The 25,340-nt window shown below is 70.7% G+C and carries 26 protein-coding genes and 2 riboswitches; of the genes, 10 read left to right on the plus strand and 16 right to left on the minus strand.

Going from position 1 to position 25,340, the window contains the following annotated elements; translation table 11 throughout:
* The first annotated feature begins 77 nt into the window (after positions 1–77).
* The 3 genes from ychF to ACLBWJ_RS00645 all read left to right on the plus strand — a co-directional run bounded on the left by ychF (position 78) and on the right by ACLBWJ_RS00645 (position 2,285).
* Positions 78–1,151 (plus strand): redox-regulated ATPase YchF, encoded by a 1,074-nt coding sequence (gene ychF, locus ACLBWJ_RS00635; RefSeq protein ID WP_094261420.1) that lies wholly within the window; start codon positions 78–80, stop codon positions 1,149–1,151.
* Between the two features lie 52 nt (positions 1,152–1,203).
* Positions 1,204–1,647 (plus strand): hypothetical protein, encoded by a 444-nt coding sequence (locus ACLBWJ_RS00640; RefSeq protein ID WP_282501028.1) that lies wholly within the window; start codon positions 1,204–1,206, stop codon positions 1,645–1,647.
* A 98-nt stretch (positions 1,648–1,745) separates the two neighbouring features.
* Positions 1,746–2,285, plus strand: coding sequence for a Dps family protein (locus tag ACLBWJ_RS00645; protein ID WP_112614998.1), 540 nt, complete (start codon positions 1,746–1,748; stop codon positions 2,283–2,285).
* Positions 2,286–2,385: 100 nt separating this feature from the next.
* Here ACLBWJ_RS00645 and ACLBWJ_RS00650 read toward each other — a convergent pair whose 3' ends face one another.
* On the minus strand, positions 2,386–3,426 hold the full coding sequence (locus ACLBWJ_RS00650) for a zinc-binding dehydrogenase (protein ID WP_447659575.1): 1,041 nt from the start codon (positions 3,424–3,426) through the stop codon (positions 2,386–2,388).
* A 66-nt stretch (positions 3,427–3,492) separates the two neighbouring features.
* Positions 3,493–3,855: a hypothetical protein gene (locus tag ACLBWJ_RS00655; RefSeq protein ID WP_112614994.1), complete on the minus strand. Its 363-nt coding sequence runs from the start codon at positions 3,853–3,855 to the stop codon at positions 3,493–3,495.
* A 192-nt stretch (positions 3,856–4,047) separates the two neighbouring features.
* On the opposite strand from ACLBWJ_RS00655, the gene ACLBWJ_RS00660 reads away from it, so the two are divergent.
* Entirely contained in the window at positions 4,048–4,308 is a 261-nt protein-coding gene (locus ACLBWJ_RS00660) for a hypothetical protein (protein ID WP_114589563.1), read from the plus strand.
* 27 nt (positions 4,309–4,335) lie between these two features.
* Here ACLBWJ_RS00660 and ACLBWJ_RS00665 read toward each other — a convergent pair whose 3' ends face one another.
* Together ACLBWJ_RS00665 and ACLBWJ_RS00670 are read right to left on the minus strand one after the other, a co-directional pair.
* Positions 4,336–4,461 (minus strand): hypothetical protein, encoded by a 126-nt coding sequence (locus ACLBWJ_RS00665; protein WP_258524558.1) that lies wholly within the window; start codon positions 4,459–4,461, stop codon positions 4,336–4,338.
* 238 nt (positions 4,462–4,699) lie between these two features.
* Positions 4,700–5,098, minus strand: a complete 399-nt coding sequence (locus ACLBWJ_RS00670; protein ID WP_269266125.1) for a glucose-6-phosphate dehydrogenase — start codon at positions 5,096–5,098, stop codon at positions 4,700–4,702.
* Positions 5,099–5,265: 167 nt separating this feature from the next.
* Here ACLBWJ_RS00670 and ACLBWJ_RS00675 point away from each other — a divergent pair, with 167 nt between their 5' ends.
* Positions 5,266–6,180, plus strand: coding sequence for an alcohol dehydrogenase catalytic domain-containing protein (locus ACLBWJ_RS00675; RefSeq protein ID WP_323985764.1), 915 nt, complete (start codon positions 5,266–5,268; stop codon positions 6,178–6,180).
* Positions 6,181–6,230: 50 nt separating this feature from the next.
* Here ACLBWJ_RS00675 and ACLBWJ_RS00680 read toward each other — a convergent pair whose 3' ends face one another.
* Positions 6,231–6,779, minus strand: coding sequence for a type 1 glutamine amidotransferase domain-containing protein (locus ACLBWJ_RS00680; protein ID WP_112614984.1), 549 nt, complete (start codon positions 6,777–6,779; stop codon positions 6,231–6,233).
* An 89-nt stretch (positions 6,780–6,868) separates the two neighbouring features.
* Between ACLBWJ_RS00680 and ACLBWJ_RS00685 the strand changes: the two genes are divergently transcribed.
* Positions 6,869–6,994 (plus strand): hypothetical protein, encoded by a 126-nt coding sequence (locus ACLBWJ_RS00685; protein ID WP_258524557.1) that lies wholly within the window; start codon positions 6,869–6,871, stop codon positions 6,992–6,994.
* Positions 6,995–7,081: 87 nt separating this feature from the next.
* On the opposite strand, the gene ACLBWJ_RS00690 is transcribed toward ACLBWJ_RS00685, so the two are convergent.
* From ACLBWJ_RS00690 to ACLBWJ_RS00720, 7 genes are all read right to left on the minus strand, one after another.
* Positions 7,082–8,590, minus strand: coding sequence for a DHA2 family efflux MFS transporter permease subunit (locus ACLBWJ_RS00690; protein WP_282501024.1), 1,509 nt, complete (start codon positions 8,588–8,590; stop codon positions 7,082–7,084).
* Positions 8,591–8,734: 144 nt separating this feature from the next.
* Entirely contained in the window at positions 8,735–9,691 is a 957-nt protein-coding gene (locus ACLBWJ_RS00695; protein WP_274177968.1) for a glycosyltransferase family 2 protein, read from the minus strand.
* A complete protein-coding gene (locus tag ACLBWJ_RS00700; protein ID WP_447659576.1) occupies positions 9,688–10,818 on the minus strand; it encodes a cysteine desulfurase family protein in 1,131 nt (376 codons plus the stop codon). Before ACLBWJ_RS00700 ends, ACLBWJ_RS00695 begins: the two co-directional genes overlap by 4 nt.
* Positions 10,818–11,675, minus strand: coding sequence for a carboxylating nicotinate-nucleotide diphosphorylase (gene nadC / locus ACLBWJ_RS00705; RefSeq protein WP_447660074.1), 858 nt, complete (start codon positions 11,673–11,675; stop codon positions 10,818–10,820). The genes ACLBWJ_RS00700 and nadC overlap by 1 nt, the downstream gene beginning before the upstream one ends.
* Positions 11,675–13,252, minus strand: coding sequence for an L-aspartate oxidase (gene nadB, locus ACLBWJ_RS00710; RefSeq protein WP_447659577.1), 1,578 nt, complete (start codon positions 13,250–13,252; stop codon positions 11,675–11,677). Before nadB ends, nadC begins: the two co-directional genes overlap by 1 nt.
* Complete coding sequence (gene nadA, locus ACLBWJ_RS00715) at positions 13,249–14,562, minus strand: quinolinate synthase NadA (RefSeq protein WP_323985758.1); 1,314 nt, start codon at positions 14,560–14,562, stop codon at positions 13,249–13,251. Before nadA ends, nadB begins: the two co-directional genes overlap by 4 nt.
* A gap of 10 nt (positions 14,563–14,572) precedes the next feature.
* On the minus strand, positions 14,573–15,268 hold the full coding sequence (locus tag ACLBWJ_RS00720) for an NUDIX hydrolase (protein WP_274177965.1): 696 nt from the start codon (positions 15,266–15,268) through the stop codon (positions 14,573–14,575).
* Positions 15,269–15,376: 108 nt separating this feature from the next.
* On the opposite strand from ACLBWJ_RS00720, the gene ACLBWJ_RS00725 reads away from it, so the two are divergent.
* The 4 genes from ACLBWJ_RS00725 to gcvP all read left to right on the plus strand — a co-directional run bounded on the left by ACLBWJ_RS00725 (position 15,377) and on the right by gcvP (position 21,225).
* Positions 15,377–16,549: a MarP family serine protease gene (locus ACLBWJ_RS00725; protein ID WP_269266134.1), complete on the plus strand. Its 1,173-nt coding sequence runs from the start codon at positions 15,377–15,379 to the stop codon at positions 16,547–16,549.
* Between the two features lie 75 nt (positions 16,550–16,624).
* Positions 16,625–16,716, plus strand: a riboswitch (glycine riboswitch).
* 1 nt (position 16,717) lies between these two features.
* Positions 16,718–16,806: riboswitch (glycine riboswitch) on the plus strand.
* Positions 16,807–16,856: 50 nt separating this feature from the next.
* Complete coding sequence (gcvT, locus tag ACLBWJ_RS00730; protein WP_323985755.1) at positions 16,857–17,969, plus strand: glycine cleavage system aminomethyltransferase GcvT; 1,113 nt, start codon at positions 16,857–16,859, stop codon at positions 17,967–17,969.
* Entirely contained in the window at positions 17,966–18,349 is a 384-nt protein-coding gene (gcvH, locus tag ACLBWJ_RS00735; RefSeq protein WP_114589552.1) for a glycine cleavage system protein GcvH, read from the plus strand. Before gcvT ends, gcvH begins: the two co-directional genes overlap by 4 nt.
* The gene (gene gcvP, locus ACLBWJ_RS00740; RefSeq protein WP_447659578.1) at positions 18,346–21,225 is read left to right on the plus strand and encodes an aminomethyl-transferring glycine dehydrogenase; all 2,880 of its coding nucleotides are present in this window, start codon (positions 18,346–18,348) and stop codon (positions 21,223–21,225) included. The genes gcvH and gcvP overlap by 4 nt, the downstream gene beginning before the upstream one ends.
* A gap of 96 nt (positions 21,226–21,321) precedes the next feature.
* On the opposite strand, the gene ACLBWJ_RS00745 is transcribed toward gcvP, so the two are convergent.
* Genes ACLBWJ_RS00745 through ACLBWJ_RS00760 form a run of 4 tightly spaced genes read right to left on the minus strand, consistent with a single transcriptional unit; the run spans position 21,322 to position 25,189 of the window.
* Positions 21,322–22,077 (minus strand): CPBP family intramembrane glutamic endopeptidase, encoded by a 756-nt coding sequence (locus ACLBWJ_RS00745; protein ID WP_447659579.1) that lies wholly within the window; start codon positions 22,075–22,077, stop codon positions 21,322–21,324.
* A gap of 39 nt (positions 22,078–22,116) precedes the next feature.
* A complete protein-coding gene (locus ACLBWJ_RS00750; protein WP_023950488.1) occupies positions 22,117–22,665 on the minus strand; it encodes an Lrp/AsnC family transcriptional regulator in 549 nt (182 codons plus the stop codon).
* Positions 22,662–24,026, minus strand: coding sequence for a M20/M25/M40 family metallo-hydrolase (locus ACLBWJ_RS00755; RefSeq protein WP_447659580.1), 1,365 nt, complete (start codon positions 24,024–24,026; stop codon positions 22,662–22,664). Before ACLBWJ_RS00755 ends, ACLBWJ_RS00750 begins: the two co-directional genes overlap by 4 nt.
* Positions 24,027–24,028: 2 nt before the next feature.
* On the minus strand, positions 24,029–25,189 hold the full coding sequence (locus ACLBWJ_RS00760) for a M24 family metallopeptidase (protein ID WP_274177960.1): 1,161 nt from the start codon (positions 25,187–25,189) through the stop codon (positions 24,029–24,031).
* Positions 25,190–25,340: the final 151 nt, after the last annotated feature.

Genomic DNA, 25,340 nt, shown 5'->3' on the forward strand with positions numbered 1-25,340 from the left:
AAGGGAGGCGCGCCGCCGAGCCGGGCGATCCGCATCGGTCGGAGGCGATGCCGGTGGGCCACGTAGACTGGATGCCCGTGGCTCTCACCATCGGAATCGTAGGACTGCCCAACGTCGGCAAGTCGACCCTCTTCAACGCCCTGACCAAGAACCAGGTTCTCGCCGCGAACTACCCGTTCGCGACGATTGAGCCGAACGTCGGCGTGGTGAACCTGCCCGACCCGCGCCTGAAGGTGCTGGCCGAGATCTTCCACTCCGAGCGCATCCTTCCCGCAGCGGTGTCGTTCGTCGACATCGCCGGCATTGTGCGCGGTGCGTCGGAGGGTGAGGGGCTGGGCAACCAGTTCCTCGCGAACATCCGCGAGGCCGACGCGATCGCGCAGGTCGTCCGCGGCTTCGCCGACGACGACGTCGTGCACGTCGAGGGCGCCGTGAACCCGCAGAACGACATGGAGACGATCAACGCCGAGCTGCAGCTCGCCGATCTCCAGACCCTCGAGAAGGCGATCACGCGCTACGAGAAGGAGGTTCGCGGCAAGAAGCTCGACCCCTCCGTGCTCGACGCCGCCAAGGCGGCTCAGGATGCCCTGCAGCGCGGCGAGCTGCTGTCGGGCTCGGGCATCGACCTCGCGCCCATCAAGGAGCTCGGTCTGCTGACGGCCAAGCCCTTCATCTTCGTCTTCAATGTCGACGAGGCCGTTCTCACGGATGACGCGCGCAAGGCGGAGCTCGCCGCGCTTGTCGCGCCCGCTCAGGCGGTGTTCCTCGACGCGAAGATCGAGTCGGAGCTCATCGACCTCGACCCGGAAGAAGCCGCCGAGCTGCTCGCCTCGACCGGTCAGGACGAGTCGGGCCTCGACCAGCTCGCGCGCATCGGGTTCGACACGCTCGGCCTGCAGACCTACCTCACCGCGGGCCCGAAGGAAGCGCGTGCCTGGACGATCGGCAAGGGCTGGAAGGCTCCGCAGGCCGCCGGCGTGATCCACACCGACTTCGAGAAGGGCTTCATCAAGGCCGAGGTCATCTCGTTCGAGGACCTCGTCGCGACCGGCTCCGTCGCCGAGGCCCGCGCGAAGGGCAAGGCGCGCCTCGAGGGCAAGGACTACGTCATGCAGGACGGCGACGTCGTGGAGTTCCGCTTCAACGTCTGACGCCCTGCCGCTATCGGTGAAGCCCACCGCCCACGGCTGGCACAATCGAGGCATGCCACGCGAGCGCGCCGGAGACCCGCAGTACGACGGGTCGCCCGGTGTCGACACGCCCACAGATGACACTCTGCGGGCGTACGACCGACGAATCGGAGCGCTCGTGATCGAAGACCAGGTCGTCGGTCATGTGGCGAGCGTCGTCCGCGAGATGCGATTTCCGTCGAGGCAGCGCTGGTTGTGGTTCACCGTCGTGTGGCCCGATGGATCGCGTGAGCTCCCCTTCGAGGACTACGGTCCTGGATGGCACACGGTTCGTGAGCTCGAGGCCGGGTACCTTGCTTACCACCTGCAAAGCACGGTGCACGAGCGGCGTCTGTTGGGCCGCCACTGGCTCTCGGCGAGGTGGGGTGCGTCGCAGACGTTCGGCGTGCGATGGCTCGAGGGAGACGTCGCCGCTCGTCGTTGGCTCGAACTCGGTCTTCGTGACGAAGACTTCTGAACACCCGTTACCAGCCCCCGCACGTTCCATCAACCGGTGGGCGCCGCGCCCTCGCCCTGCCTAGCGTGGATGTCATCTCGACTCGAGGAGGCAACACTATGGCCACGAACACCACCACCACGCGCAACAAGCGCCGCGCTTCCGGCGCCGGTCTGACCAACGAGCAGAACGCCGAGAGCGGCTTCCGCGCCTCGCAGAAGCTCAGCGAGAACACCCAGAAGGTGCTCGTCGACCTCATCGAGCTGTCGCTCCAGGGCAAGCAGGCGCACTGGAACGTCGTCGGACGCAACTTCCGCGACACCCACCTCCAGCTCGACGAGATCATCGACGCCGCCCGCGAGTTCGCCGACACCGTCGCCGAGCGCATGCGTGCGCTTCACGCCCTCCCGGATGGCCGCAGCGACACCGTCGCCGAGACCACGACGCTGCCCGAGTTCCCGCAGGGCGAGATCGACACCGCCGAGGTCATCGACCTGATCACCGAGCGCCTCGAGGCGACGATCGGCACGTGCCGTGATGTGCACGACGAGGTCGACGAGGAAGACCCGACGACCGCCGACATCCTGCACTCGATCCTCGAGCGCCTCGAGCAGCTCGCCTGGATGGTCAGCGCCGAGAACCGCAAGCCCCAGGGCTGATATGCCCCAGGGCTGACCAAGTCCCGGCCGGGTAGTCCCGGCGACGAAGACCCCGCTCGTGACCACTGCGTCCGGGCGGGGTCTTCGCGTATCGCGTGTGTCAGACCAGCCGCGGATCGATCATCGTCATGCCCGCCGCTGCCGCGGTGTCCATGGCCGGCAACAGTCGCGCACCTTCCTCCAGTCCGACGACCCGCTGCACGAGGTCCTGCGGGCGCAGGCTGCCGTCGCCGATCAGCGCCATCATTCCGGGGTAGTCCTCTGCTGCCATGCCGTGGCTGCCGAGCAGGTCGAGCTCCCACGCGATGACGCGGGCCAGGGCAGCGGCGCTACGACCGGATGCCGAGGGCAGCAGCCCGATCTGCACATGACGTCCTCGACGACGAAGGCTCAGAATCGCATCGGATGCGGTCTGCTCGCTGCCCACCGCATCGACCGAGACGTGGCTGCCCCCGCCCGTCAGCTCGTGAACGACGGCGGGGACGTCCTGCCCGTCAGCGGCGACGACGTGTTCGGCGCCGAGCTCCGAGGCGGTCTGCAAAGCGCCAGGCGACCGGTCGACCGCGATGACCCGCGCTCCCAGAGCCCGTGCGATCATCACGGCGCTGAGGCCGACACCGCCTGCGCCGACGATCGTGATCCACTCGCCGCCGCTCAGGGTCGCCCGGGCGATCAGCGCGCGGTACGCCGTGGCGAAGCGGCATCCGAGCGCCGCCGCGGCTTCGAACGAGACGCCGTCGGGGATGCCGACGAGGTTGACGTCGGCCGCCGGCACGACGACCCGCTCGGCGAACGAGCCGGCGTAGGTGAAGCCGGGCTGCTGCTGGTGCGGGCAGACCTGAGCATCGCCGCGTGCGCACCACTCGCATCGACCGCAGCCGATCACGAACGGCGTCGTGACGCGATCACCCACCTGCCAGCCCGCGACTTCCGCACCGACCTCGGAGATGACACCTGAGAACTCATGCCCGGGGGTGTGGGGGAGTGCGATGTCGTCGTGGCCGGCCCAGGCGTGCCAGTCGCTTCGACAGAGCCCGGTGGCGCGCACCGACACCACCACCCCGTCGGCGGGGACGCTCGGATCGGCCACCTCGCGAACCGTCACCGGCCCGCGGATGCTGTCCATGACCATCGCTCGCACGTTCGGCCACGCTACGCCATCGAGCGAGTCAGCGCCGCACGGTCGACGGCAGTGTGACGCGAAAGGTCAGGCGTCGCGGAAGCCCTCGAGGTCGGGGTCCCACTGTGCGGGTGCCTCGTCGTCGAGGGCATAGAGGTGAGCGCCCTCGGAACGGCGCTGAGGGTAGCTCTCGTGTGCTCGAAGGTCTTCCGCCCCCTCGGAGAAGTCCGGTTCATCGGCGTCCCAGTCGATGGGGGCGGACAGCACGTCGTTGCCGACCCCGATGACAAGTTCGGCCTCATCGACACGCCCGCTCGGTTCGAGCACGATCGGAATCCGCACGGCTTCGGCGCGGCCGTAATTGGCGACCGCCGCCGTGAGCTCCACCAGTGCCTCCGCAACGTCATCCGTCGTGATCACCGTGTCGCCCGCGTACGTGATTCGTCTCATGACAACACTGTGTCGGCTAGCGCCGCCGGGCACCTCGCACTTGCGCTGACGATCGTCATCGGATACGGCTCGCATCGGCCGAGGATCATTGCACGAGGCTCCCGGCTGGTCAACGCGCCTGACGCGATCGGCGGCGCTGCCTAGCGTGGTCGCGAGCGTCGGAATCGGCGCGCCGACAGCGAGGGAGACGTGATGAGCCAGCAGGACCCGGCGACCGACCAGGAACCGCTCTCCGAGCCGGAGGCGGTCCGCAAGGACATGCGCTACAGCCCGGCCAGCGACACCGAGACCCGTGAGAAGCAGGACGAGGCCCCGACCAGCCCCGACGAGGACGTCGATGACGAGCTCGTGCGTGCGCGTCCGGGAACCGGCGGTCCCGACGATGTCGGCGACGTCGATGTGCCCGCCGAAGACCTCAATCTGCCGTGGCGTGACGACGAAGCGGGCGCCTGACAGTCCACCGTCTGTTGGCGCGGGCGGTCAGTTCCACCCGACGGTGTTGAACCACTGAGCCCGGGCCTCGGCCTCGGCGGCATCCGTCGTGCCGCGGAAGGCGTCGTGGCGGTCGATGCGACCCTCGCTCAATTCGACGAAGGCCGTGCACACGGGGCACAGTCCCCGTCCGAAGGGAAAACCGCCGGGCAGTGTCGGCGACGGCTGCGCAGGCTCACCGCTGCCCGAGCATCGTGGCGGATCGGCCTGCGCCTCTGACCACATCTGCGACGTTCCGAGCCGGTTATGCAGCCCCGCGTGTCCCCTCGGGCGGGTGCACAATGCCGATCCGCGGCGGGACCGGCACCACAGCGCGGTCGGATAGTTCGCGGCGGCCGGTTCGCTCACGCCGTCAGATCCGGATGCCGCAGACGCCGCACTCGCCCGCGGCGGACACCTCGACGAAGCAGTCCGGGCACATCGCGCGGACGACATCCGAGGGTGCGGGCGCCTTCGGAGTGCGCGGCGCTGCAGCTCGGGGCGCGGCACGTCGCGCGGGTGCCGAACGTGTCGCGACCGCGACGGGTTGCTTGCGCTCCGGAACGTGCGACTCGCAGTAGAACCGGACGAAGCCGCCGTGGTTGGTCGGGTGGCGGTGCTTGACCGCCCACAGGTGGTCGCGATCATGGGCACCGGCGTCGGCGGGGCAGGCGGCGCATCGCGCGGGATCACCCGGCATGACGTCGGCGACGCGGTAGGGCGTCTCGTAGGTGAGGCGATCGCGCCAGTCGGCCGAGTCGACGATTCTCATGATGGTCCTCTCCGGCACTCGCGCGCCGGATTCCAGCGTACCCGCGGCGCCGGGGAGGCGGTCCGCCCACCATCCGGTGAACATTCGCGAAACGGCGTGCGCCGCCGCGCCGCGGGCCCGGCGGCCTTTGCGACAGTGAGGGGGTCACCACGGGCGAGAGGGCGCGAATGGAACTGGCGACCCCGGCACCGATGGACGTGCTGCTGCGTCCTGCTGCACTGGCACGCGCATGGATGGGGCCGGGCCGCGACCAGGAGACGATCGCCGTGCCCGGCGTCGTGCTCGGGCCGGGCGAAGTGCTCGTCCGTGTCGAGCTCGTCACGATCACCGAGGACGACATCGCGATCACGGACGGTGAGGAGCAATGCCCGGTGCCGACGGTCCTCGGCCGTGAGTTCGTCGGCAGGGTCGCGGCGCTCGGCGGCGCGGTCGCGGCGGCGGACGGCATTCCGCTCGAGCTCGGGGAGCGCGTCGTGAGCGCCGTGGGACCGCATGAGCGCATCGGAGCCCATCGCGAACTCGTGGGCGGCTTCGCGACGCACGTGCATCTGGTCACCGGCACGCCGATCGTCCGTGTGGGCGAGGCGCTCCCCGCCTGCATCCTGGCCCCCGTGTCGGGCGCGGTCGCGCGAGCGGCCGGGCTCGTGCGACGGCTGGAAGAGATCTCCGATCCCGAGGACCTGCTCGTGACCATCGCCGGCACCGGCGCCGATCCGCTCGTGCTGTCCGCCATGATCGCCGAGCGGGGTGGACGAGCGCGGCTCGCCTCAGCCGATCCGCGGGTGCGCGCGCGGGCCGAGCGCTTCGGCGCTGCGCTGGCGCCCGAGCACGTGCCCGAGACGGATCTGAGCGCGCGCTTCCGTACCGCGAGCGAAGCCTCACCGGAAACGACCCTGCGGGTCGGCGTGCCGACATCCGCCGACCTCGAGGCTGCCGTCGCCTTCATGCGCGCCCCGGGCACCCGCCGCTACCCGTTCGCCGACCTCGTCTCGACGCCCTTGCCGCTCGACCGGCTCGACGACGCGATCGAGCTTGCCCGGTCGGGTCGCCACCTGCGCGTGGCGATCGCCCCCGGAGCCTGAGCTCGCGGGGGCGATCGGAAGCCGTGTCGGCGGCGTTCAGGACCGACGGGTCACGCGGTCTGGCCGGCGTGCTCGCCTTCTTCGATCTCCTCGATGACCTTCGCGTTGAAGGCCGGGAGGTCATCGGGCGTTCGGCTCGAGACGAGGCCCTGGTCCACGACGACCTCCTCGTCGACCCAGGTGGCACCGGCGTTCATCAGATCGGTGCGCAGGCTCGGGAAGCTCGTCAGGGTGCGGCCCGAGAGGACGTCGGCCTCGGTCAGGATCCACGCCGCGTGGCAGATCGCGCCAACGGGCTTGTGCTGTTCGAAGAACGCGCGCGCGAAGTCGACCGCGTTCGCGTCGAGTCGCAGGTTGTCGGCGTTGACGACGCCGCCCGGAAGCACGAGCGCGTCGTACTCGTCGGCCTCGGCATCCGCCGTGACGACGTCGACCTTCTGGGTGTGGCCGTTCTTGCCGGTGATCTCGCCCGATTCGGGGGCGATCATGACGACGGTCGCGCCCGCGTCGGAGACGGCCTGCCAGGGCGAGGTCAGCTCGCTGTCCTCGAAGCCGTCGGTTGCCAGGAATGCGATTTTCTTGCCATCGAGAGTGCTCATGTCGCCGACGCTACGCGCGGCCGACGGCGGCTGCGACGCGCTTGACACGCTCCGCGACGCATGGTCCGCTGCGGGGTTACGATGGCGATATGTCCACAGCATCCACGCCCCAGCCTCAGACACTGCAGCCGGTTCCCGATGAGAAGAACCTGCTGGTCACCGCGAACGACGACGCAGGTTCCTGCTGCGGCGGAGGATGCTGCTCGACCTCTTGAACCTCGCCTCGAGGCGTACGACGAAGCCGCCGGTGCATGACGCACCCGGCGGCTTCGTCGTTCTCGCGCGATGGCGGTGAGGCCGGCTCAGTGCGCCGCGGGCACGCCTTCGGGGCTGTCGGCCGGCTTGCGGATGAGCAGCGCCCCGATGATCAGCGGCGACGCGATGATCGCGGCCACGAAGAAGGCCGCCCGCGCGCCCGCGGCGCCGGCCGCCGTCGTCCCCGGATCGGCGGCGCCGGCCTCGGCAGCGGCCATCACCGTGATGAGCAGAGCGATGCCCGCGGCGCCCGCGACCTGCTGGATGGTCGAGACGATCGCGCTGCCGTACGAGTAGAACCGCGGCTGCAGAGAGCCGAGGGATGCCGTGAACAGCGGCGTGAACGACATCGCCAGGCCGAGCGAGAGACACGTCTGCAGCGTGAGCAGCAGCCATACCGACGTGTTCTCGGTGAGGGTGGTGAAGCTCCACAGGATGCCGGTGACGATGACGGCTCCGGGGACGAGGAGCACGCGCGTGCCCCAGCGGTCGTAGATGCGCCCGATGAACGGGCCGGCGATGCCCATCGCGAGAGAGCCCGGCAGGACGATCAGCCCGGACTCGAGCGCGGAGAGCCCGAGGACGTTCTGCATGTACAGCGGCAGCAGGGTGATCGCGCCGAAGAACGCCATGGACATGACGCCCAGCTGGGCCACCGAGAGCGAGAAGTTGGCCGAGCGGAACACGCGCAGGTCGAGCAGCGCCTCGTCGTTGCGCTGCAGCACGAGCTGACGCCACACGAACGCGCCGAGCGCCACGACCCCGACCGACAGGGAGATGATGAGCGGCAGGTTCGACGCGGGCGCCGCGGCCGCGGCATCCCCGCCGCCGTGGCCTCCGGCGCCGATCTGGCTGAGCCCGAACACGAGGCCTCCGAAACCGAAGGCCGAGAGCACGACGGAGAAGACGTCGAGTGGCGCGCGCCGGGTCTCGCCGAGGTTGTGGATCCAGCGGACGCCGATCGCGAGCGAGACCAGGGCGATCGGGAGGACGACGCCGAAGATCCAGCGCCAGCTGAGGGTGTCGAGGAGGAACCCGGACAGCGTCGGCCCGATCGCGGGAGCGAGCGACATCACGATGCTGACCCGGCCCATCATGCGGCCCCGAGCGTGCGGCGGGACGACCGTCATCAGCGTCGTCATCAGCAGCGGCATCATGATCGCGGTTCCCGAAGCCTGCACGACACGCGCGACGAGGAGGAAACCGAAGCTCTGCGCCAGGACGGCGATGAGCGTTCCCGTCGAGAACAGGCTCATCGCAGCGGTGAAGACAGCCCGCGTCGTCAGACGTTGCAGCAGGAAGCCGGTGATCGGGATCACCACCGCCATCGTGAGCATGAACGCGGTCGTGAGCCACTGCGCCGCCACCGCCGTGATGCGGAAGTCGGTGATCAGGTGCGGGATCGCGACGCCCATGGTCGTCTCGTTCAGGATCGCGACGAAGGCGGCGACGAGCAGGAGCCAGATCACCCGGTTCGCCTCGGCGGTCACGACGGTGGGCACGGCGGGCGATGCGGCGGATGCGGGGGCGTTCGTGGACGACGGCGCGACGGCCATGGGCAACTCCTCGGTCGGAAGATCGGTCGTCACCCGAGGGCGGACTCCGCAGGGCCAACGCCCCGACGGATCGATTATTCCCGGGGCCGACGACACGGCGCCAGCATCAGCTTCCGGTCGGTCGACGCGGATGCGCGCGGCGGATCACCAGAGGCGGGCGATGTCCCACAACTCGGCGGCTGCCGGGTCGGCGGCCCGGTGACCCGGTGCTCGTTCCCGGAAGTCGCGGACCAGCCCGCCGATCCGCCGACGGTACTCGGGATCGGGATGGGTCGCGGCGATGCGCACGAGCGGGGGAACGTCCATGTCGAGCACGAGCCGGACCCGGGCCGTGGCCGCGGCACGGGCATCGGCGGCGTCGAGCACCGCCAGGCCCGACCGCAGCGCATCGAGATAGTCGATGAGCACGGGCAGCTGTGCACGGTGCTGCGTGATCGACGACCCGTCCGCCCGCTCGCGCCAGTGCACGACGACGTCCGGAATCACGTCGAACGCTCGGGCGCGGGTGTACATCTGCTGTGCGACCAGCTGGTCCTCGTACAGCCGGTTCTCGGGGAAGCGCAGTCGGTGACGTCGCCAGAACTCGATGCGGCTCGCTTTCGACCACGCGACGATGTTCCCCGATGCCTCGGGATGGTCGGCGAGGGTGGTCCCGATGCGGGCAGGCCGAGTGGATGCCGCGACCCAGGGTTGCACGGGGCCCGGGACGTAGCCCTCATCGGTCGGACGCAGTCGCACGTAGGCCCCGGCGACGAAGTCGGAGCCCGAAGCGTCGAGCGTTCCGATCCAGCGCTCCAGGGCCGACGGGGTGAGGACGTCGTCCGCGTCGAGGAAGGCGACGAACGGGGTGTCGACCCGATCGAGCCCCGCGTTCCGTGCGGCACCCAGCCCGACGGCGCGATCGTGTGCGATCACGCGGAACCGCTCGTCCGACGCGGCCGCTTCCGCGAAGATGCGTCCGGTCGTGTCGCGCGATCCGTCGTCGATGAGGATCGCGGTCCACTCGCCGAGGGTCTGGGCCTTCAGGGAAGCCAGCGCTTCCTCGGCGTAGGGGGCGACGTCGCGGCCGGGGACGATGACGGTGACGACGGGCGAGCTCACGACCCCGATCGTACTGCCGAGACGGCGTCGGCCACCGCGCCCGCGAGCGCTCCCGCATCCGGCACCGTCGCGCGATCGAAGCTGAACCGCACCGCGGTGCGGGCGTCATCGGCGTCGAGACCCATCGCCGTCAAGACGTGCGACGGCTCGTCGCTGCCCGCGGCGCATGCCGACCCGCTGCTCGTGACTATTCCACGCCGTTCCAGTTCGAGGAGCACGGCCTCGCCCGAGGTCGCGGCGAACGTGAACGAGGCGAGGCCCGGAAGCCTCCGATCAGGGTCGCCGGTCGCGCGCGATCCGGGGACGGTGCCGAGCACGCGGCTCGTGAATGCGTCGCGCGCCGCCGCGGCCCGCGCAGCGGCCTCGGGGCGCTCGCGCTCGGCCAGCTCGAGCGCGAGCGCGAGGCCCACCGCCCCCGCGACGTTCTGCGTGCCCGAGCGCCGGCCGCGCTCCTGGCCGCCGCCGTGGATCACGGGCTCGAGGGGGAGCCGGCCGCGGACCGCCAGCACACCGATGCCCTGCGGCGCGCCGATCTTGTGGCCCGCGACCGACAGAGCCGAGGCGCCCGTGCCGGTGAGGGGAAGCCACCCGGCCGCCTGCACGGCATCGGTGTGCACCGGGACCGAACCCGCTGCTCGCGCGATCGCCGCGACATCCTGAACGGTTCCGACCTCGTTGTTGGCGTAGCCGATGCTCACGACGGCGGTGTCATCGCGCACGGCTCGGGCGACGGCGTCGGGGTCGACGTGTCCGAGCGAGTCCACGGGCAGGACGTCGACGTCGTATCGATGCATGCGCTGGAGGTAACGACAGACCGCCAATACCGAATCGTGCTCCACCGCCGTCGTGACGATGTGGCCGGGAGCGCGTCCGCGGGCCCCGAGGGCGATGCCCGCGATCGCGAGGTTGTTCGCCTCGGTTCCTCCGGACGTGAAGACGATGTCGCCGGCGCGCATGCCGAGCACCGCCGCCACCCGCCGCCGCGCGTCGTCGAGGGCGCCGGCGACGTCTTCACCGACCGTGTGGATGCTCGACGGGTTGCCGAATCGCCCGGTGAGGAATGGTGCCATCGCCTCGAGCACCTCACGACGCACCGGACCGCCCGCGGCGTGGTCGAGGTACAGCATCAGCGCGCGTCGACGACGAGGTCGAGCCCGAGGTCGAGCGAGGGCGCGGAGTGCGTGAGCGCTCCGACGGAGATCACGTCGACACCGGTCTCGGCGATCGCACGCACGCTCTCGAGCGACACTCCGCCCGACGCCTCGACGACCGCGCGACCGGAGACGATGGCGACCCCGCGGCGCAGATCGTCCAGCGAGAAGTTGTCGAGCATGATCGTGTCCACGCCGGCGGCGAGCACGGGCTCGATCTGATCGATGCGGTCGACTTCCACCTCGACGTGGGTCGTGTGAGGAAGGTCATCCATCGCGCGTCGCAGCGCTTCGGTCAGCCCCGTCCCATCGGCGGTGATGACACCGAGGTGGTTGTCCTTGAGCATGACCGCATCCGACAGGGAGAACCGGTGGTTGTGGCCGCCGCCGTCCCGGACGGCCTGCCGCTCGATCAGACGCAGCCCCGGTGTCGTCTTGCGGGTGTCGACGATGCGGGCACCGGTCCCCGCGACTTCGTCGACGTAGCGACGGGTCAGCGTGGCGATCCCCGACATCCGCTGGGTGAGGTTCAATCCGACGCGTTCGGCGGTCAGCACGGCGCGCGCCGGACCGTGGACGGTGGCCAGCGTGTCACCGGGGCGGATGCGCGAGCCGTCGGGCACGTCGATCACGACGTCGCAGCTCGGATCGGTGAGCGCGAAAGCCGCGGCGAAAACTGCCCCGCCGCTGAGGATGCCGTCGACGCGCGAGACGAGCGCGGCCGTGGCGCGCGCCGCCCCGGGGATGAAGGCGGTGCTGGTGAGATCGCCCCATGGGGCGTCCTCATCGAGTGCGGGGCCGACGATGGCAGCGATCTGTCGGGGTGTGAGCATCATGCGACCTTCTCGGGAGCGGCGGCGGGTCGGACGGATTCGTCGGCGGTCAGCGGACGAGCGGTGGTGTCGTCGCTGCGGTGGTGTGCGCCGATCGATCGGGTGCGTGCGAGCGCGGCGGTGGTCATCGAGCTCGCGACGAGGAGCAGGTTGGCGTCCTCGTGTTCGCGCCGGGAGCGGGGTGCGACTGCGGCGCGCGACCACTCATCGAAGATGTCGAGCGCGAGAGCGAGCCCGGAGGCGTCCCGCTCGAGTCCGACGTGCCGCCACATGAGCGACTGCAGGGCCGCTCGGCTGAACGGTCCGTTCGCCGGTATCCGTCGCGGCGCACGGGACCGGCTCGCCACGGCGCGAGGTGACGACGAGACGCTCGGAGACGCCGTTGCGACCCGCGGGTCGCCGTCGACGACGGCATCCGCGGTGCGCAGGCCGAACACGACGGCTTCGAGCAGCGAGTTGGAGGCCAGCCGATTGGCACCGTGCACGCCCGTGCGCGCGACCTCGCCGACCGCGAACAGCCCGTCGACGTCGGTCCGACCGTCGAGATCGGTCACGACGCCGCCCATGAGGTAGTGCGCGGCGGGAGTGACGGGAACCGGATGCCGCGACCAATCCCATCCGCGCGCCCGCACGGACTCGTCGATCGTCGGGAACCGGTGGGCGAGGAAGGCAGCCGTCGCCGACGGAGTCTCGCGCAGACCGGTCGCGTCGAGCAGCACCGGCCGGCCGCCCTGACGCGCCATCGCCGCCGCGATCGAGCGGGCCACGACGTCTCGTGGAGCGAGTTCCGCATCGGGATGCGCATCGACGCAGAAGCGGCGCCCGCGCTCGTCGATCAACACAGCACCCTCGCCGCGCACGGCCTCCGACACGAGCGTCCCATCGGTCAGGGCGGTGGGGTGGAACTGCCCGAACTCCAGGTCGGCGACGGTCGCGCCGGCGCGCAGGGCGAGCGCGATCCCGTCGGCGGTCGCCACCGCGGGATTCGTCGTGTGGGCGTACAGCTGTCCCGCCCCACCGGTCGCGAGGACCACGGCATCCGCGGCCAGCGTCTCGGTGCGGCCCTCCGAGAGCACCCGCACACCCCGCGCCGCCCCGTCGGAGACCACGACGTCGGTGACGAGAGCGTCGGAGCGGATCTGGACGGGCGCGAGAGCCAGCGCGCGGTTCAGAGCGCGCTGGATCGCGGCTCCGGTCGCATCGCCGCCGGCGTGCAGGATTCGCGGAACCCGGTGCGCACCTTCCAGGCCGAGTCGCAGCGCGCCGCTGTCGTCGCGGTCGAACGCGACCCCGATCGCCTCGAGCGTCGCGACGGCGTCCGGCCCCGCCGATGCGAGCGTGTGCACGGCGTCGCGCTCGCCGAGGCCCGCGCCGGCGCGCAGAGTGTCGTCGACGTGGGCGAGAACCGAGTCGCCCGTGGCCGTCACGGCGGCGATGCCGCCCTGCGCGTAGGCGGTGTTGCCGTCGCCGAGCGCTCTCTTCGTGACCAGGACGACCTCGCAGCCGGCGTCGGCGGCGCGCAGGGCGCACATGCCGCCGGCAAGACCGGAGCCCACGACCACGACACGCCGGGTCATGGCCGCGCCGCCAGCATCCGTTCGAGGGCGGCCCGTGCCGGCACGGCGACGTCGTCGGAGACCCGGATGCGGTTGGGGGTCCGTCCCGCGCAGAGCTCGTCGAGGACCCACGCCAGGTAGCCCGGGTGGATGCGGTACATCGTCGAGCACGGGCAGACGACGGGATCGAGGCAGAAGATGCGGTGCTGCGGGTATTGCGCGGCGAGCCGCTGGACGAGGTTGATCTCTGTGCCGACCGCGAAGATTGTGGGCTCGGTCGCGCCGTCGATCGCGCGGCGGATGTACTCCGTCGACCCCGCCTCGTCCGCGGCGTCCACGACCGGCATCGGGCACTCGGGGTGGACGATGACGCGGACGCCCGGGTGTTCCGCACGCGCCTGCGCGATCTGCTCGACGGTGAAGCGGCGGTGCACCGAGCAGAAGCCATGCCAGAGGATGACCCGCGCATCGCGCAGGGACGCCTCGTCGTTACCGCCGAGTGGGCGGCGGGGGTTCCACATCGGCATGCGGTCGAGCGTGACCCCCATCGCCTTGGCGGTGTTGCGTCCGAGGTGCTGGTCGGGGAAGAACAGCACCCGGCGGCCGCGTGCGAAGGCCCACTCGAGCACGGTGCGGGCGTTCGAGGAGGTGCACACGATTCCGCCGTGCCGGCCGACGAAGCCCTTGATGGCGGCGGAGGAGTTCATGTACGTGACGGGGATGACGGGGAGAAGTCCTTCGGCGTCGGGGCTGCCGAGGTCGCCGTAGATCTCGCCGAGCTGCTCCCAGCACTCCTCGACCTCGTCGATCGACGCCATGTCGGCCATCGAGCATCCGGCGGCGAGGTTGGGCAGGATGACGGACTGCTCGGGCCGCGACAGCAGGTCGGCGGTCTCGGCCATGAAGTGGACGCCGCAGAAGACGATGGCCTCGGCCTCGGGGTGGGCCTTCGTCGCTTCCGCGAGCTGGAACGAGTCGCCCACGTAGTCCGCGTGCCGCACGACCTCTTCGCGCTGATAGAAGTGCCCCAGGACGACGACCCGGTCGCCGAGGGCGGCCTTGGCGGCGGAGATGCGGTCGTGCAGCTCGTCCTCGTCCGCGGTCCGGTAGTACTCCGGGAGCTCGCCCTGGCGCGGCGCCCCGGTCGGGATGACGTCGCCCATCGACGAGCCCGGGCCGTACCCCGGCCGTGCGTCGAAGCTCCACGGTCCCGCGGCGAGATCGGTGTTGCATGTCTCGGCGTTCGACGCGCCGGCGACGATCGCCTGGATCCCGTGATCGACGCTCGGGTCGATCGGTCGCGGCGACAGCGTAAGCGGAGAAGTGGTCATGCGCGTTCCTTCATCGGGGGAGCGGCCCGCGGTCGGCGAGCTCGACGTCGTGGTTGTAGCGGTAGAGACGGGCGGGGCGGTGGCTGCCGGTGCGGAACTCGCGTGTCGGGATGAGGGTGCCCGACCCCTCGACCTGGCGGCGGAAGTTCGCCGGATCGAGGCGCTTGCCGCCGATGGCCTCGTACACCTCGCGAAGCTCGGCGAGGGTGAACAGGTCAGGCAGAAGCCCATGCGCGATACGGCTGTAGCCGACCTTGTTGCGCAGCCGCCAGAGTGCGTACTCGATGATGCTCCGGTGGTCGAACGCCAGCTCCGGCAGATCGGCGGCGTCGAACCACGCGACGTTCTCGTCCTCGGGCAGCGGTGTCGATGCGACGTCCTCGCGCACCAGCGCCCAGTAGACGATCGACACCACTCGCGAGGGAGAGCGGCCGACGTCGCCGAAGACGTAGAGCTGCTCGAGATAGCTCGGAGCCAGCGCGGTCGTCTCGGCCAGGGTCCGGGATGCGGCAGCCTCGAGGTTCTCGGACACGTCGAGCCATCCGCCAGGGAGCGCCCACTGTCCGGCGTGGGGATCGCGCGTGCGACGCACCAGGGGGAGCACGACGGAGGGAAGCTCGCCGCCGTCGTGGCGCAGGCTGAAGATGACCGTCGAGACGGCGACCCGGATGTCGTCCTGCGGCCCATCCGCGGTGGTTCGTGTCATTGTGACCCTAACTGTCGCACCGATCTTATAGTCATCGCGACACGAAGCGCAAAACGGGGGACTCACAGCGGGACGCCGTACGCTGGCCTCCGTTCCCGAGGAGGTCCTGTGCTGCTGGTCGACGTCATCGTCGTGATCCTCCTCGTCGGCTTCTTCGCCATCGGCGTGACACGAGGCCTCGTCGCGATCGCGGGCTCGCTCGCCGGGCTCGTCATCGGCTCGCTCCTCGCCGTATGGGCTGTGCCCCTCATCGCGCCCGGCGTCGCCGACTGGGAGTACCGGTCGCTCGTGCTCGCCATCTGCGCCATCGCGATCATCATCCTGTGCACCGCGCTCGGCACCGCTGTCGGTGCGGCGCTGCGCCGCGGCGTCGACCGAGCCAAGCTGCGCATCCTCGACCGCATCCTGGGTGCCGGCGGGGCGACGATCGCCGGCGGACTCGTCCTCCTCCTCGGCGCCGGCGCGGTCACCGCGAGCGGCATGCCGCTCGTATCCACCGCCGTGGCCTCATCGCGCGTGCTCTCGTTCATCGACGGTCTCACCCCCGACCCCGTCGACAGCGCACTCGCCGAGGTGCGCGGATTCGTCGTCGACGAGGGGATCCCCCGCATCGGCGAGCTTCTCCGGCCCGAGGTCGCGCCGACCGCGCCCGCCGTCGCGCTCGATGATCCCGAGCTGCAGCGCGCGGCGGCATCCGTCGCCCGCATCAGCGGCACGGCCTACGCCTGCGGTGTGTCGATGACCGGGTCCGGATTCGTCGCCGCCGACGACCTCATCGTGACCAACGCCCACGTCGTGGCGGGCGTCGACACCCCCGTCGTCGAGCTGCCGGGCCGCGACGCGCGTGAAGGGCGCGTGGTGTACTTCGACCCGATCGACGACCTCGCCGTCATCGCGGTCTCGGACCTGGGCGTGGCGCCCCTGCCGGTCGTTCCGCCGGTCGCCGCGGGAGCAGCGGTCGCGGTCCAGGGATACCCGCTCGGCGGGCCCTTCACGAGCGGAGCCGCCTTCGTCCTCTCGGTGGGCTCGGCCCCCGTCCCCGACATCTACGACGAGTCCAGCGCTCCGCGTGAGATCTACGCGCTCGATGCCGACGTCCGCCCGGGCAACTCCGGCGGGCCGCTGTTGACCGACGCCGGTGAGGTCGCCGGCGTCGTGTTCGCGCGCGGCGCCGAGGACGAGCGGCGGGGCTACGCGATGACGACGACGGAGCTGCTGCCGGTGCTCGCGGGCGCCTCTGCGGACGCTCCGGCCGTGACGGCGGGGAGCTGCACGCGCTGAGCGGCCCAGTACAGCGGCGCCTGCGCGGTCTCGCGCGGTGACGCTATGCTGATCGCGCAACTGAAGACAGGCCGCATGACGCACGCGGGAGAGCCCCGGAGAATTCCGGGCACCGAAGGAGCAAGCCTCCCCGCCAATCTCTCAGGTCCGCGTACCGCGCGCGTCCGGCCGCTCTGGAAAGCGATCCCCTCGGGGATCCGCCGACGGTGAAAGCCGGGTTCGCCCGGTGAAACTCTCAGGCCCAAGACAGAGGGGGAGTTCCGGATGCCGCAGCCGTGGCAGCCGCCCGCCCGCAACGGGAGAACTCATGTCAGATCCCCGCTCCACCGTCCTGCACCATCGTCACGCTGCGCTCGGCGCATCGTTCACCGACTTCGGCGGCTGGCTCATGCCGGTCCGCTACACTTCCGACCTCGCCGAGCACCACGCGGTGCGCTCCGCCGCCGGATTGTTCGACATCTCGCACATGGCGGAGTTCGAGGTGACCGGCTCGGTCGCCGGGGACTGCCTCGACGCCGCCCTCGCCGGCAGGATCTCGACGATGGCCGTCGGGAAGGCGAAGTACTCGCTCGTCCTCGCCGACGACGGCGGGATCATCGACGATGTCATCGTCTACCGCCTCGGCGACGACCGCTTCCTCATCATCGCGAACGCGGGCAACCGCGAGCCCGTGTGGGCGGCGTTGCAGGAGCGTGCCGAAGGCTGGGACGTCGAGGTGCGAGACCTCACCGATGACTACGCGCTCCTGGCCGTCCAGGGCCCGGCGGCGCTGGCGGTCCTCGAGTCCACCCCGGGCCTGTCGACGCCCGACGTCGCGCTCGCGGACACGCGGTACTACGCGTGGACCGCCGGCGAGTTCGCGGGCGAGCCGCTGCTCCTCGCACGCACCGGGTACACCGGCGAAGACGGATTCGAGCTGATGATCCCGGCCCGCGCGGCCGAAGCCCTCTGGGATGCCGTGCTCGCGGCCGGGTCACCGCTCGGGCTCGCTCCGGCGGGCCTCGCGTCGCGCGATACGTTGCGGCTCGAAGCCGGGATGCCGCTGTACGGACACGAGCTCTCGCGCGACGTCGCTCCTGCGCAGGCGGGTCTCGGCCGCGTCGTCGCCACGGACAAGGGCGCCTTCGTGGGCCGCGAGGGCCTCGAGTCCCGCGACTCCTCGGGCGGGCCGGTGCTCGTCGGTCTCGTCTCGGCGGGCCGCCGCGCCGGCCGCGCCGGCTACGCCGTGCTCGGCCCCGACGGCGAGCGCGTCGGTGTGATCACGAGCGGCGCCCTGAGCCCGACCCTCGGGCATCCCATCGCCATGGCCTACGTCGCACCCGGATACGCCGCACTCGGCACCGAGCTGGCGCTCGATGTCCGCGGTACCCGCATTCCCGCCACCGTCACCACGCTGCCGTTCTACCGGAGGAAGAAATGACCGATCTCGACGCCCTGAAGTACACCGCCGAGCACGAGTGGGTCGCCCTCTCGGGCACCACCGCGACGGTGGGCATCACCGACTACGCCGCCGAGAAGCTGGGTGACGTGGTGTTCGTCGATCTCCCTGCCGTCGGAACCGCGGTGACCGCCGATGCCGTCTGCGGCGAGATCGAATCGACCAAGTCGGTCGGCGAGCTCTACGCGCCGCTGAGCGGAACCGTCGTCGAGGTCAACGAGGCCGTCGTCGACGACCCGTCGCTCGTGAACGCCGGGCCGTTCGGCGACGGGTGGCTCGTTCGCATCGAGATCGATCCCGCCGACGCGGACGGTTTGCTCGACCGCGCCGCCTACGTCGAGCTCACCGGCGGAGACCGATGACCTCCGCTTTCGTCGCCCGTCACATCGGCACCGACGGCGCCGCGCAGCAGCGCATGCTCGAGGTCCTCGGTTATCCGGACGTCGACGCTCTGCTCGCCCGAGCCGTGCCCGCGGCCATCCAGGTCGATGCGGTGCCCGACAGCGTGATCCCGGCCGCGGCCGCCGAGCACGAGGCGCTCGCGGAGCTGCGCGAGCTGGCATCGCGCAACCGTCCGGCACGGGCGATGATCGGCCTGGGGTACTACGACACGCTCACGCCTGCCGTCATCCAGCGCAACGTCCTCGAGAACCCGTCCTGGTACACCGCGTACACGCCGTACCAGCCGGAGATCTCGCAGGGCCGCCTCGAAGCGCTCATCAACTTCCAGACGATGGTCACCGACCTGACCGGGCTCGCGACGGCGAATGCGTCCATGCTCGACGAGGCCACCGCCGTCGTCGAGGGCATGCTCGTCGCACGGCGGGCCTCGAAGTCGCGCAGCAACGTGTTCCTCGTCGACGCGGATGCGCTGCCGCAGACGAAGGCGCTGCTCGGCCATCGAGCGGCGGCGCTCGGCATCGAACTGCGCGAGATCGACTTCGCCGGCGGCGCGGGCACGGCCCCGTCCGACGAGCCGGTCTTCGGTGCATTCGTGCAGTATCCCGGTGCGTCCGGCCGTGTGTGGGATCCGAGCACGGTCATCGCGGAGGTGCAGGCTGCGGGCGGTCTCGTCGTCGTGGCGGCGGATCTCCTCGCGCTGACCCTGCTGCGATCGCCCGGCTCGCTCGGGGCGGACGTGGCCGTCGGCACCACCCAGCGGTTCGGCGTGCCGATGGGCTTCGGCGGACCCCACGCCGGGTACATGGCGGTGCGTGCCGGCCTCGAGCGCCAGCTGCCCGGACGGCTCGTCGGCGTCTCGGTCGACGCGGCGGGCGATCCCGCCTACCGGCTCTCGCTCCAGACGCGCGAGCAGCACATCCGTCGCGAGAAGGCGACGTCGAACATCTGCACCGCACAGGTCCTGCTGGCGGTCATGGCGTCGATGTACGCCGTGTACCACGGCCCGGACGGGCTCCGGCGCATCGCCGAGTCCGTCGCCGGTCACGCGGCCCTTCTCGCGGAGTGGCTGGCCGATGCGGGGGTCGAGGTCGAGCATGATGCGTTCTTCGACACGCTCGTGGTGCGCGCGCCGGGCCGGGCAGCAGGCGTCGTCGCGGCGGCCCGCGAATCCGGTTACCAGCTGTGGCACCGCGACGACGACACGGTCGGTGTCGCCGTCGACGAGACGACGACCGTCAGCGATCTGCACGCGATCGTCCGAGCATTCGGCGGTCCCGAGCAGCGCGCATTCGCATTCATCGGCGGATCGACGTGGGCTGACCGGCACGCGCCGGCGTCGCTTCGGCGCGAGGACGAGTACCTCACCCATCCGGTGTTCAACAGCCACCACTCCGAGACGGCGATGATGCGCTACCTCAAGCGCCTCGCCGACCGCGACTACGCGCTCGACCGTGGCATGATCCCGCTCGGGTCGTGCACGATGAAGCTGAACGCCGCGACCGAGATGGCCGCCGTGACCTGGCCGGAGTTCGCCCGCGTGCACCCGTTCGCACCCGCCGACGACGTGCGCGGCTATCTCGAGCTCATCGAGCAGCTCGAGGGGTGGCTCGCCGAGGTGACCGGTTACGACGCCGTGTCGCTGCAGCCCAATGCCGGCTCGCAGGGCGAGCTCGCGGGGCTGCTCGCGATCCGCGGCTATCACCGGTCGCGAGGCGACGACGACCGGACCGTCTGCCTCATCCCGTCGTCGGCGCACGGCACCAACGCCGCGTCTGCCGTGCTCGCCGGTATGCGCGTCGTGGTCGTGGCCTGCGACGAAGCGGGAAACGTCGACCTCGACGATCTCCGCGCCAAGATCGACGAGCATGCTGCGGCGCTCTCCGCTCTCATGATCACCTACCCCTCGACTCACGGGGTGTACGAGCACGAGGTGCTCGCGATCACCGATGCGGTGCACGCGGCGGGCGGTCAGGTCTACGTCGACGGCGCCAACCTCAACGCCCTCCTCGGTTTCGCGCGCTTCGGCGACCTCGGTGGCGACGTCTCGCATCTCAACCTCCACAAGACGTTCGCCATCCCGCACGGGGGCGGCGGACCGGGCGTGGGCCCCGTGGCTGCCAAGGCGCACCTGGCGCCGTTCCTGCCGTCGCACCCGCACGCCCAGCGGGCCGAGCACGCGGGCGGGTTCGTCTTCGAGGGCGGTCCGGTCTCGGCCGCGCCCTACGGCTCGGCATCCATCCTTCCGATCTCGTGGGCGTACGTGCGCATGCTGGGGGCAGCCGGGCTGCGGGCGGCCACGGGAGCTGCGGTGCTCGCGGCGAACTACATCGCGGCGCGGCTACGCGAGCACTATCCGGTGCTCTACGCCGGCGAAGGCGGACTCGTCGCGCACGAGTGCATCCTGGATCTGCGTCCTCTGCGGGAGCGCACCGGCATCACCGTGGACGACGTCGCGAAGCGGCTGATCGACTACGGCTTCCACGCGCCGACGATGTCGTTCCCGGTGGCGGGGACGCTCATGGTCGAGCCGACGGAGTCGGAGGACCTCGCCGAGATCGACCGTTTCGTCGAGGCGATGATCGCGATCCGCGCCGAAGCCGACCGGGTCGCCGCGGGGGAGTGGCCGGCCGATGACAACCCGCTCGTCGGCGCGCCGCACACGGCTGAAGCGGCGGTCGCGTCGGCCTGGTCGTACGCTTACTCGCGCGAAGAGGCCGTCTATCCCGTGCGGTCCCTCGTCCGCGGCAAGTACTGGCCACCGGTGCGTCGTATCGACCAGGCCTACGGCGACCGCAACCTCGTGTGCGCCTGCCCGCCGCCGGAGGCCTTCGCCTGACGCCCCCGGCGTCGCGAGAACGCACCGTCCCGTCGAGCTCGCACCGTTCAGCGTGCGTGCTCGACGCGGGGGTGCGTGCTCGGTGAGCGCGACGTGTCAGAAGAGCCCGGGCCACCACGATGCGGCCAGCGGGTAGCCGATGAACGCGATGAGGTCGATCACGACGTGCGCGACGACGAGCGGCATGACCCGGCCCCAACGGTGGTAGACCCACCCGAAGACCACGCCCATCGCGATGTTCCCGAAGATCGGGCCGACGCCCTGGTACGCGTGGTACATCCCGCGGAGCGCGGCGGTCGACAGGATGATCGTCCACGTGCTCCAGCCGAGACGGCGAAGCCGGTCGAACAGGTAACCGATGAAGATGACCTCCTCGGTGAGTCCCGCCCCCAGGGCGGCCAGCGCGAGGAGCATGACGGCGGTCCAGCCGCCGTCGAGCGGTGCGGCCCCCACCTGGACGGTGATCCCGAGCGCCCGTCCGAGTGCGTACAGCCCGAGGCCCGGCCCGCCGATGAGAACGACGAGCAGGATGCCGGCGCCGGCATCCTTTCCGAACACCCGGAAGTCCAGACCGATCCGGCGCAGCGCCGAGCGGCCGGGCTCCCAGAGAAAGTAGATCGCCAACGCGACGGGCGCGAGGTTGAAGAGGTTCGAGAAGACCTGCGACACCACCTGCCACGGGTCGACGGTCGCTGCACCGGGATTGAGCGAGGTCGACTGGTCGCCGAGGCTCACCGGGCTCGTCACCGCCTCGAGGAACGACAGCACCGAGAAGAACGCCGACCGGCCGACCGAGAGCGCCAGAACGAGGGCGATCTCCCACCACAGTCGGGTCCGTGACACGTGCGTCATTCTTCCTCCCGGGTCGATGTTAAGCCGGGGGATGGCGGGTCACGGGCGGCGGCGTTTGCGCGCGGGGGTCTCGGTCGCCAGGACGTGCTGCAACGGCTCGGGATCGGCGAGGCGGCCGATGGCGAGCATGGTCTCGACGCGGTCGATGCCCGGGATCGGCCAGACCTGCTCGACGAGCAGTCGCTGCAGATCGGCGTGGTCGCGGACGCGGAACCGCGCCATCAGGTCGTACCCGGCCGCCAGGACGATGACCTCGGTCATGGCGTCGATCGCCTTGAGCGCGGTCAGCACTGCGGCAGCGTCGGCGTTCCCGGTCAGCCGTAACGGCATCACGACGAGCATCGGATAGCCCAGCGCCGCCCAGTCGAGCTCGATCGTGTGCCGGCGGATGACGTGCCCGCGTTCCATCCGCGCGATGCGTTCCGCGACAGCCGGAGCCGACATCCCGACGTCCGCCGCGATGCTGCGCATCGACGCACGGGCGTCCTCGTGCAGGCGATGCAGGATCCGCCGATCGACGTCGTCGATCTCGAGGACCTCGCGCTCGGGTTCGAGCAGCGAGCGCAGGTGCGCTGGATCGGTCGTCATGCCCCTCCCCGGGGTGTGTCGGCGAAGCCGCTGCGTTCGAGCTCCCGGAGGACGTCGAGGGTGAACTGGACGTGGTCGAGGAAGTCTTCGACGTAGCCGTGCTCATCGTAGCCGTGCATGTTCCCGGCCGGTCGCAGGGTGCCCGTGGGGGAGATGATGGGGGCTCCGAGGTGCTCGAGGAACAGGGCGCCGGGACCCGCTCCCGTCATCACGTCGTAGACGACCGCGTCGGCGCCGAAGGCATGCCCGGCGGCGCGCACGACGGCCTCGCCGAAGGCGGACTCGACCGGTGAGTACGCGGGCGCGAGGGCGCGGATGACGGATACCGAGATGTCCGGATGCCGTGCGGAGAGGTGGGCGCGGACAGCATCCACCACGCGCTCCGGCTGCATCCCGGGGACGAGCCCGAAGCGCACGCGTGCGGACGCCGACGCCGGAATGCTCTGCCGCACGCCGTCGTCGAGGTCGAACCCGGAGAGGCTCATCGACGGCTCGAAGACGAACCGCGTCGAGAGCTCCGCGTCCGTCCCCGGCAGATAGGGCGACACGCCGTCACGCGCGATCGAGGGTCCGGGCAGGGTGATGTCCGCCGTGCGGCGACGCGCGCTCTCGTCGGGGACGAGAGCCTCATCCCGCACACCGGCGACGGCGATCCGGCCGTCGTCGGTGCGCATCGACGAGATCGCCTTCATCAGCTCGAGCGGTGCGGAGCGCAGGATCGAGGAGTACGACGGATGCTGCGCCGCGGCGAGGATGTCGAGCGACAGCTCGATCTCGAGCGAGCCCCGGCATCCGAACCCGACGGCGGGGCGCCCGTCCTCCTCGCGGAGGTAGCTCTCCCACAGGCACGCGTCGGCGCGCAGCTCGGCCGCGTGCGCGGCGAGGACCACGTCCAGGCCCGGGCTGCCGATCTCCTCGCACGGGTCCGCGAGGTAGATGACGCCGAACGGAGTCTGCCCGTCGTGGTCCTCGATCCAGAGGCGAAGCGAGGCGAGACGGCCCGCCACGTCGGCCTTGTCGTCGCACGCGCCGCGCGCGTACATCGCACCGTCCCGGATCTCCGCGGCGTACGGCGGCGAGGTCCAGCGCGACGGATCGCCCTCGGGCTGGACGTCGTAGTGGTTGTACAGCAGCAGCGACGCATCGCTCGCCCCGGCTCGGAAACCGACGACGACGGGTCCATAACCGGGGATGTCGTAGCGCACGACGCGATCCATCAGCGGCGCGAGGCGCTCCTCGATCCAGTCGGCGGCCGCTGCGATCGCGTCGAGTCGACCGGCGACTGTCGGGAACCGGCACAGTTCCCGCCAGCTCTCGACGATCTCGTCGGCGCGGTCGTCGATCCGGGCGTCGCGCGCCATCCTCACTTGCCCCGGGGCAGCGAGACGGGCACGAGGTCGTAGGGGTAGTCCGAGATGAGCTCGTAGCCGTCCTCGGTCACCAGCACGATGTCCTCGAGGCGAACGCCTCCGAAGCCCTGGCGGTAGCAGCCCGGCTCGATGGCGATGACGTCACCGGCCACGAGGACGGCATCGTTCTGGTTGAGGCTCGGCGGTTCGTGCACCTCGAGGCCCACGCCGTGTCCGAGCGAGTGGAAGTACCCCTCGTCGAGCACCTCGCCCGGCTTCTTCGTCAGCTGGGTCGGCTGGCCGGCGGCCTCGATGGGCTCGCACGAGATGCGGTGCAGCTCCGCCACCGGCAGTCCCGGACGGATCGCCGCGAGCGTCGCGTCGAACGACTTCTTGACGATGTCGTAGTAGAAGGCGAGCTCGTCGTCGATGTCGCCCTTGACGAACGTCCGGGTCATGTCCGAATTGCCGCCCGAGGCGATGTCGCGCGGGCAGATGTCGACCGTGACCGGCTCGCCTTCGAAGATCTGACCCGATCCGGCGTGGTGTCCGATGCACGTCTGGGCTCCGTGGGCGACGATCATGCCCGCGTCTTCGCAGCCGTTGCGGAGGAAGACCGACCGGATGCGGTCCTTGAGGTCCTCGCAGGTCAGCGGCGTGCCGTCGAGCAGAAGGCCGCCGTCGGCGTCGACGGTGGCGCGGTGCATGGCATCGGCGACGAGCGAGACGCCCGCCTCAGCGGCGACCTGCGCGCGGCGGATGCCGGCGAGCTCGTGCGGAGTCTTCACGCGACGGCGCTGCACGAACAGGTCGCGGTCCACGCGGACCTCCACCCCGTTGGCGCGCAGGTGGTCGGCCACCTCGAGGGGGAAGGTGGGCGGCACGGCGGCGTGTGTCACGCCGAGCTTGCGGCAGGCGGCGACGAGAGTGGAGAGCTCCGCGAGGTCGGGGTCCTGGCCTGCGGCGCGGAAGTCGTCGAAGCCGAGCTCGTCGAGGGGGAACACGGTCATACCCGGCACGTCGCGCATGCGCGCCGCCTCGAGCGACTTGATGGCCACGTGCGGCGCGCCGTCGACCTCGATGTAGAGGAACGGGTCGTGCACGTCGTGGGGGATGACGTGTCGCATGTCGGCGGCCAGCGTGCTCGCGTAGATGAGGATGGCGTCGTCCACCACAGCGGCTCTCCTTCGGTCGTGAGTTCCGGTGGGATCCGGAACGACTCGACCTTACATCAGAGAGGTGGTCGCGCCCGTTCGCCTTCCTATCCAAAGCTTACGCGGGCGCTCGCGAGTGAAGTGGAAGGTTCCCGCGGATGGTCGCGATCGG

It is taken from the genome of Microbacterium sp. M4A5_1d (assembly GCF_053345465.1).

Excerpts from the sequence above, each read along its gene's own strand:
- ACLBWJ_RS00690 (WP_282501024.1), bottom strand. The coding sequence starts at position 8,590 with ATGGCCGTCGCGCCGTCGTCCACGAACGCCCCCGCATCCGCCGCATCG.
- ACLBWJ_RS00755 (WP_447659580.1), bottom strand. The coding sequence starts at position 24,026 with ATGGCGCGCGACGCCCGGATCGACGACCGCGCCGACGAGATCGTCGAG.
- gcvT (WP_323985755.1), top strand. The coding sequence starts at position 16,857 with ATGTCAGATCCCCGCTCCACCGTCCTGCACCATCGTCACGCTGCGCTC.
- nadA (WP_323985758.1), bottom strand. The coding sequence starts at position 14,562 with ATGACCACTTCTCCGCTTACGCTGTCGCCGCGACCGATCGACCCGAGC.
- ACLBWJ_RS00670 (WP_269266125.1), bottom strand. The coding sequence starts at position 5,098 with ATGAGAATCGTCGACTCGGCCGACTGGCGCGATCGCCTCACCTACGAG.
- ACLBWJ_RS00640 (WP_282501028.1), top strand. The coding sequence starts at position 1,204 with ATGCCACGCGAGCGCGCCGGAGACCCGCAGTACGACGGGTCGCCCGGT.
- nadC (WP_447660074.1), bottom strand. The coding sequence starts at position 11,675 with ATGCTCACACCCCGACAGATCGCTGCCATCGTCGGCCCCGCACTCGAT.
- ACLBWJ_RS00720 (WP_274177965.1), bottom strand. The coding sequence starts at position 15,268 with ATGACACGAACCACCGCGGATGGGCCGCAGGACGACATCCGGGTCGCC.
- gcvP (WP_447659578.1), top strand. The coding sequence starts at position 18,346 with ATGACCTCCGCTTTCGTCGCCCGTCACATCGGCACCGACGGCGCCGCG.
- ACLBWJ_RS00700 (WP_447659576.1), bottom strand. The coding sequence starts at position 10,818 with ATGCTGTACCTCGACCACGCCGCGGGCGGTCCGGTGCGTCGTGAGGTG.
- ACLBWJ_RS00745 (WP_447659579.1), bottom strand. The coding sequence starts at position 22,077 with ATGACGCACGTGTCACGGACCCGACTGTGGTGGGAGATCGCCCTCGTT.
- ACLBWJ_RS00660 (WP_114589563.1), top strand. The coding sequence starts at position 4,048 with ATGAGCCAGCAGGACCCGGCGACCGACCAGGAACCGCTCTCCGAGCCG.
- gcvH (WP_114589552.1), top strand. The coding sequence starts at position 17,966 with ATGACCGATCTCGACGCCCTGAAGTACACCGCCGAGCACGAGTGGGTC.
- nadB (WP_447659577.1), bottom strand. The coding sequence starts at position 13,252 with ATGACCCGGCGTGTCGTGGTCGTGGGCTCCGGTCTTGCCGGCGGCATG.
- ACLBWJ_RS00685 (WP_258524557.1), top strand. The coding sequence starts at position 6,869 with ATGTCCACAGCATCCACGCCCCAGCCTCAGACACTGCAGCCGGTTCCC.
- ACLBWJ_RS00675 (WP_323985764.1), top strand. The coding sequence starts at position 5,266 with ATGGAACTGGCGACCCCGGCACCGATGGACGTGCTGCTGCGTCCTGCT.
- ACLBWJ_RS00655 (WP_112614994.1), bottom strand. The coding sequence starts at position 3,855 with ATGAGACGAATCACGTACGCGGGCGACACGGTGATCACGACGGATGAC.
- ACLBWJ_RS00680 (WP_112614984.1), bottom strand. The coding sequence starts at position 6,779 with ATGAGCACTCTCGATGGCAAGAAAATCGCATTCCTGGCAACCGACGGC.
- ACLBWJ_RS00645 (WP_112614998.1), top strand. The coding sequence starts at position 1,746 with ATGGCCACGAACACCACCACCACGCGCAACAAGCGCCGCGCTTCCGGC.
- ACLBWJ_RS00750 (WP_023950488.1), bottom strand. The coding sequence starts at position 22,665 with ATGACGACCGATCCAGCGCACCTGCGCTCGCTGCTCGAACCCGAGCGC.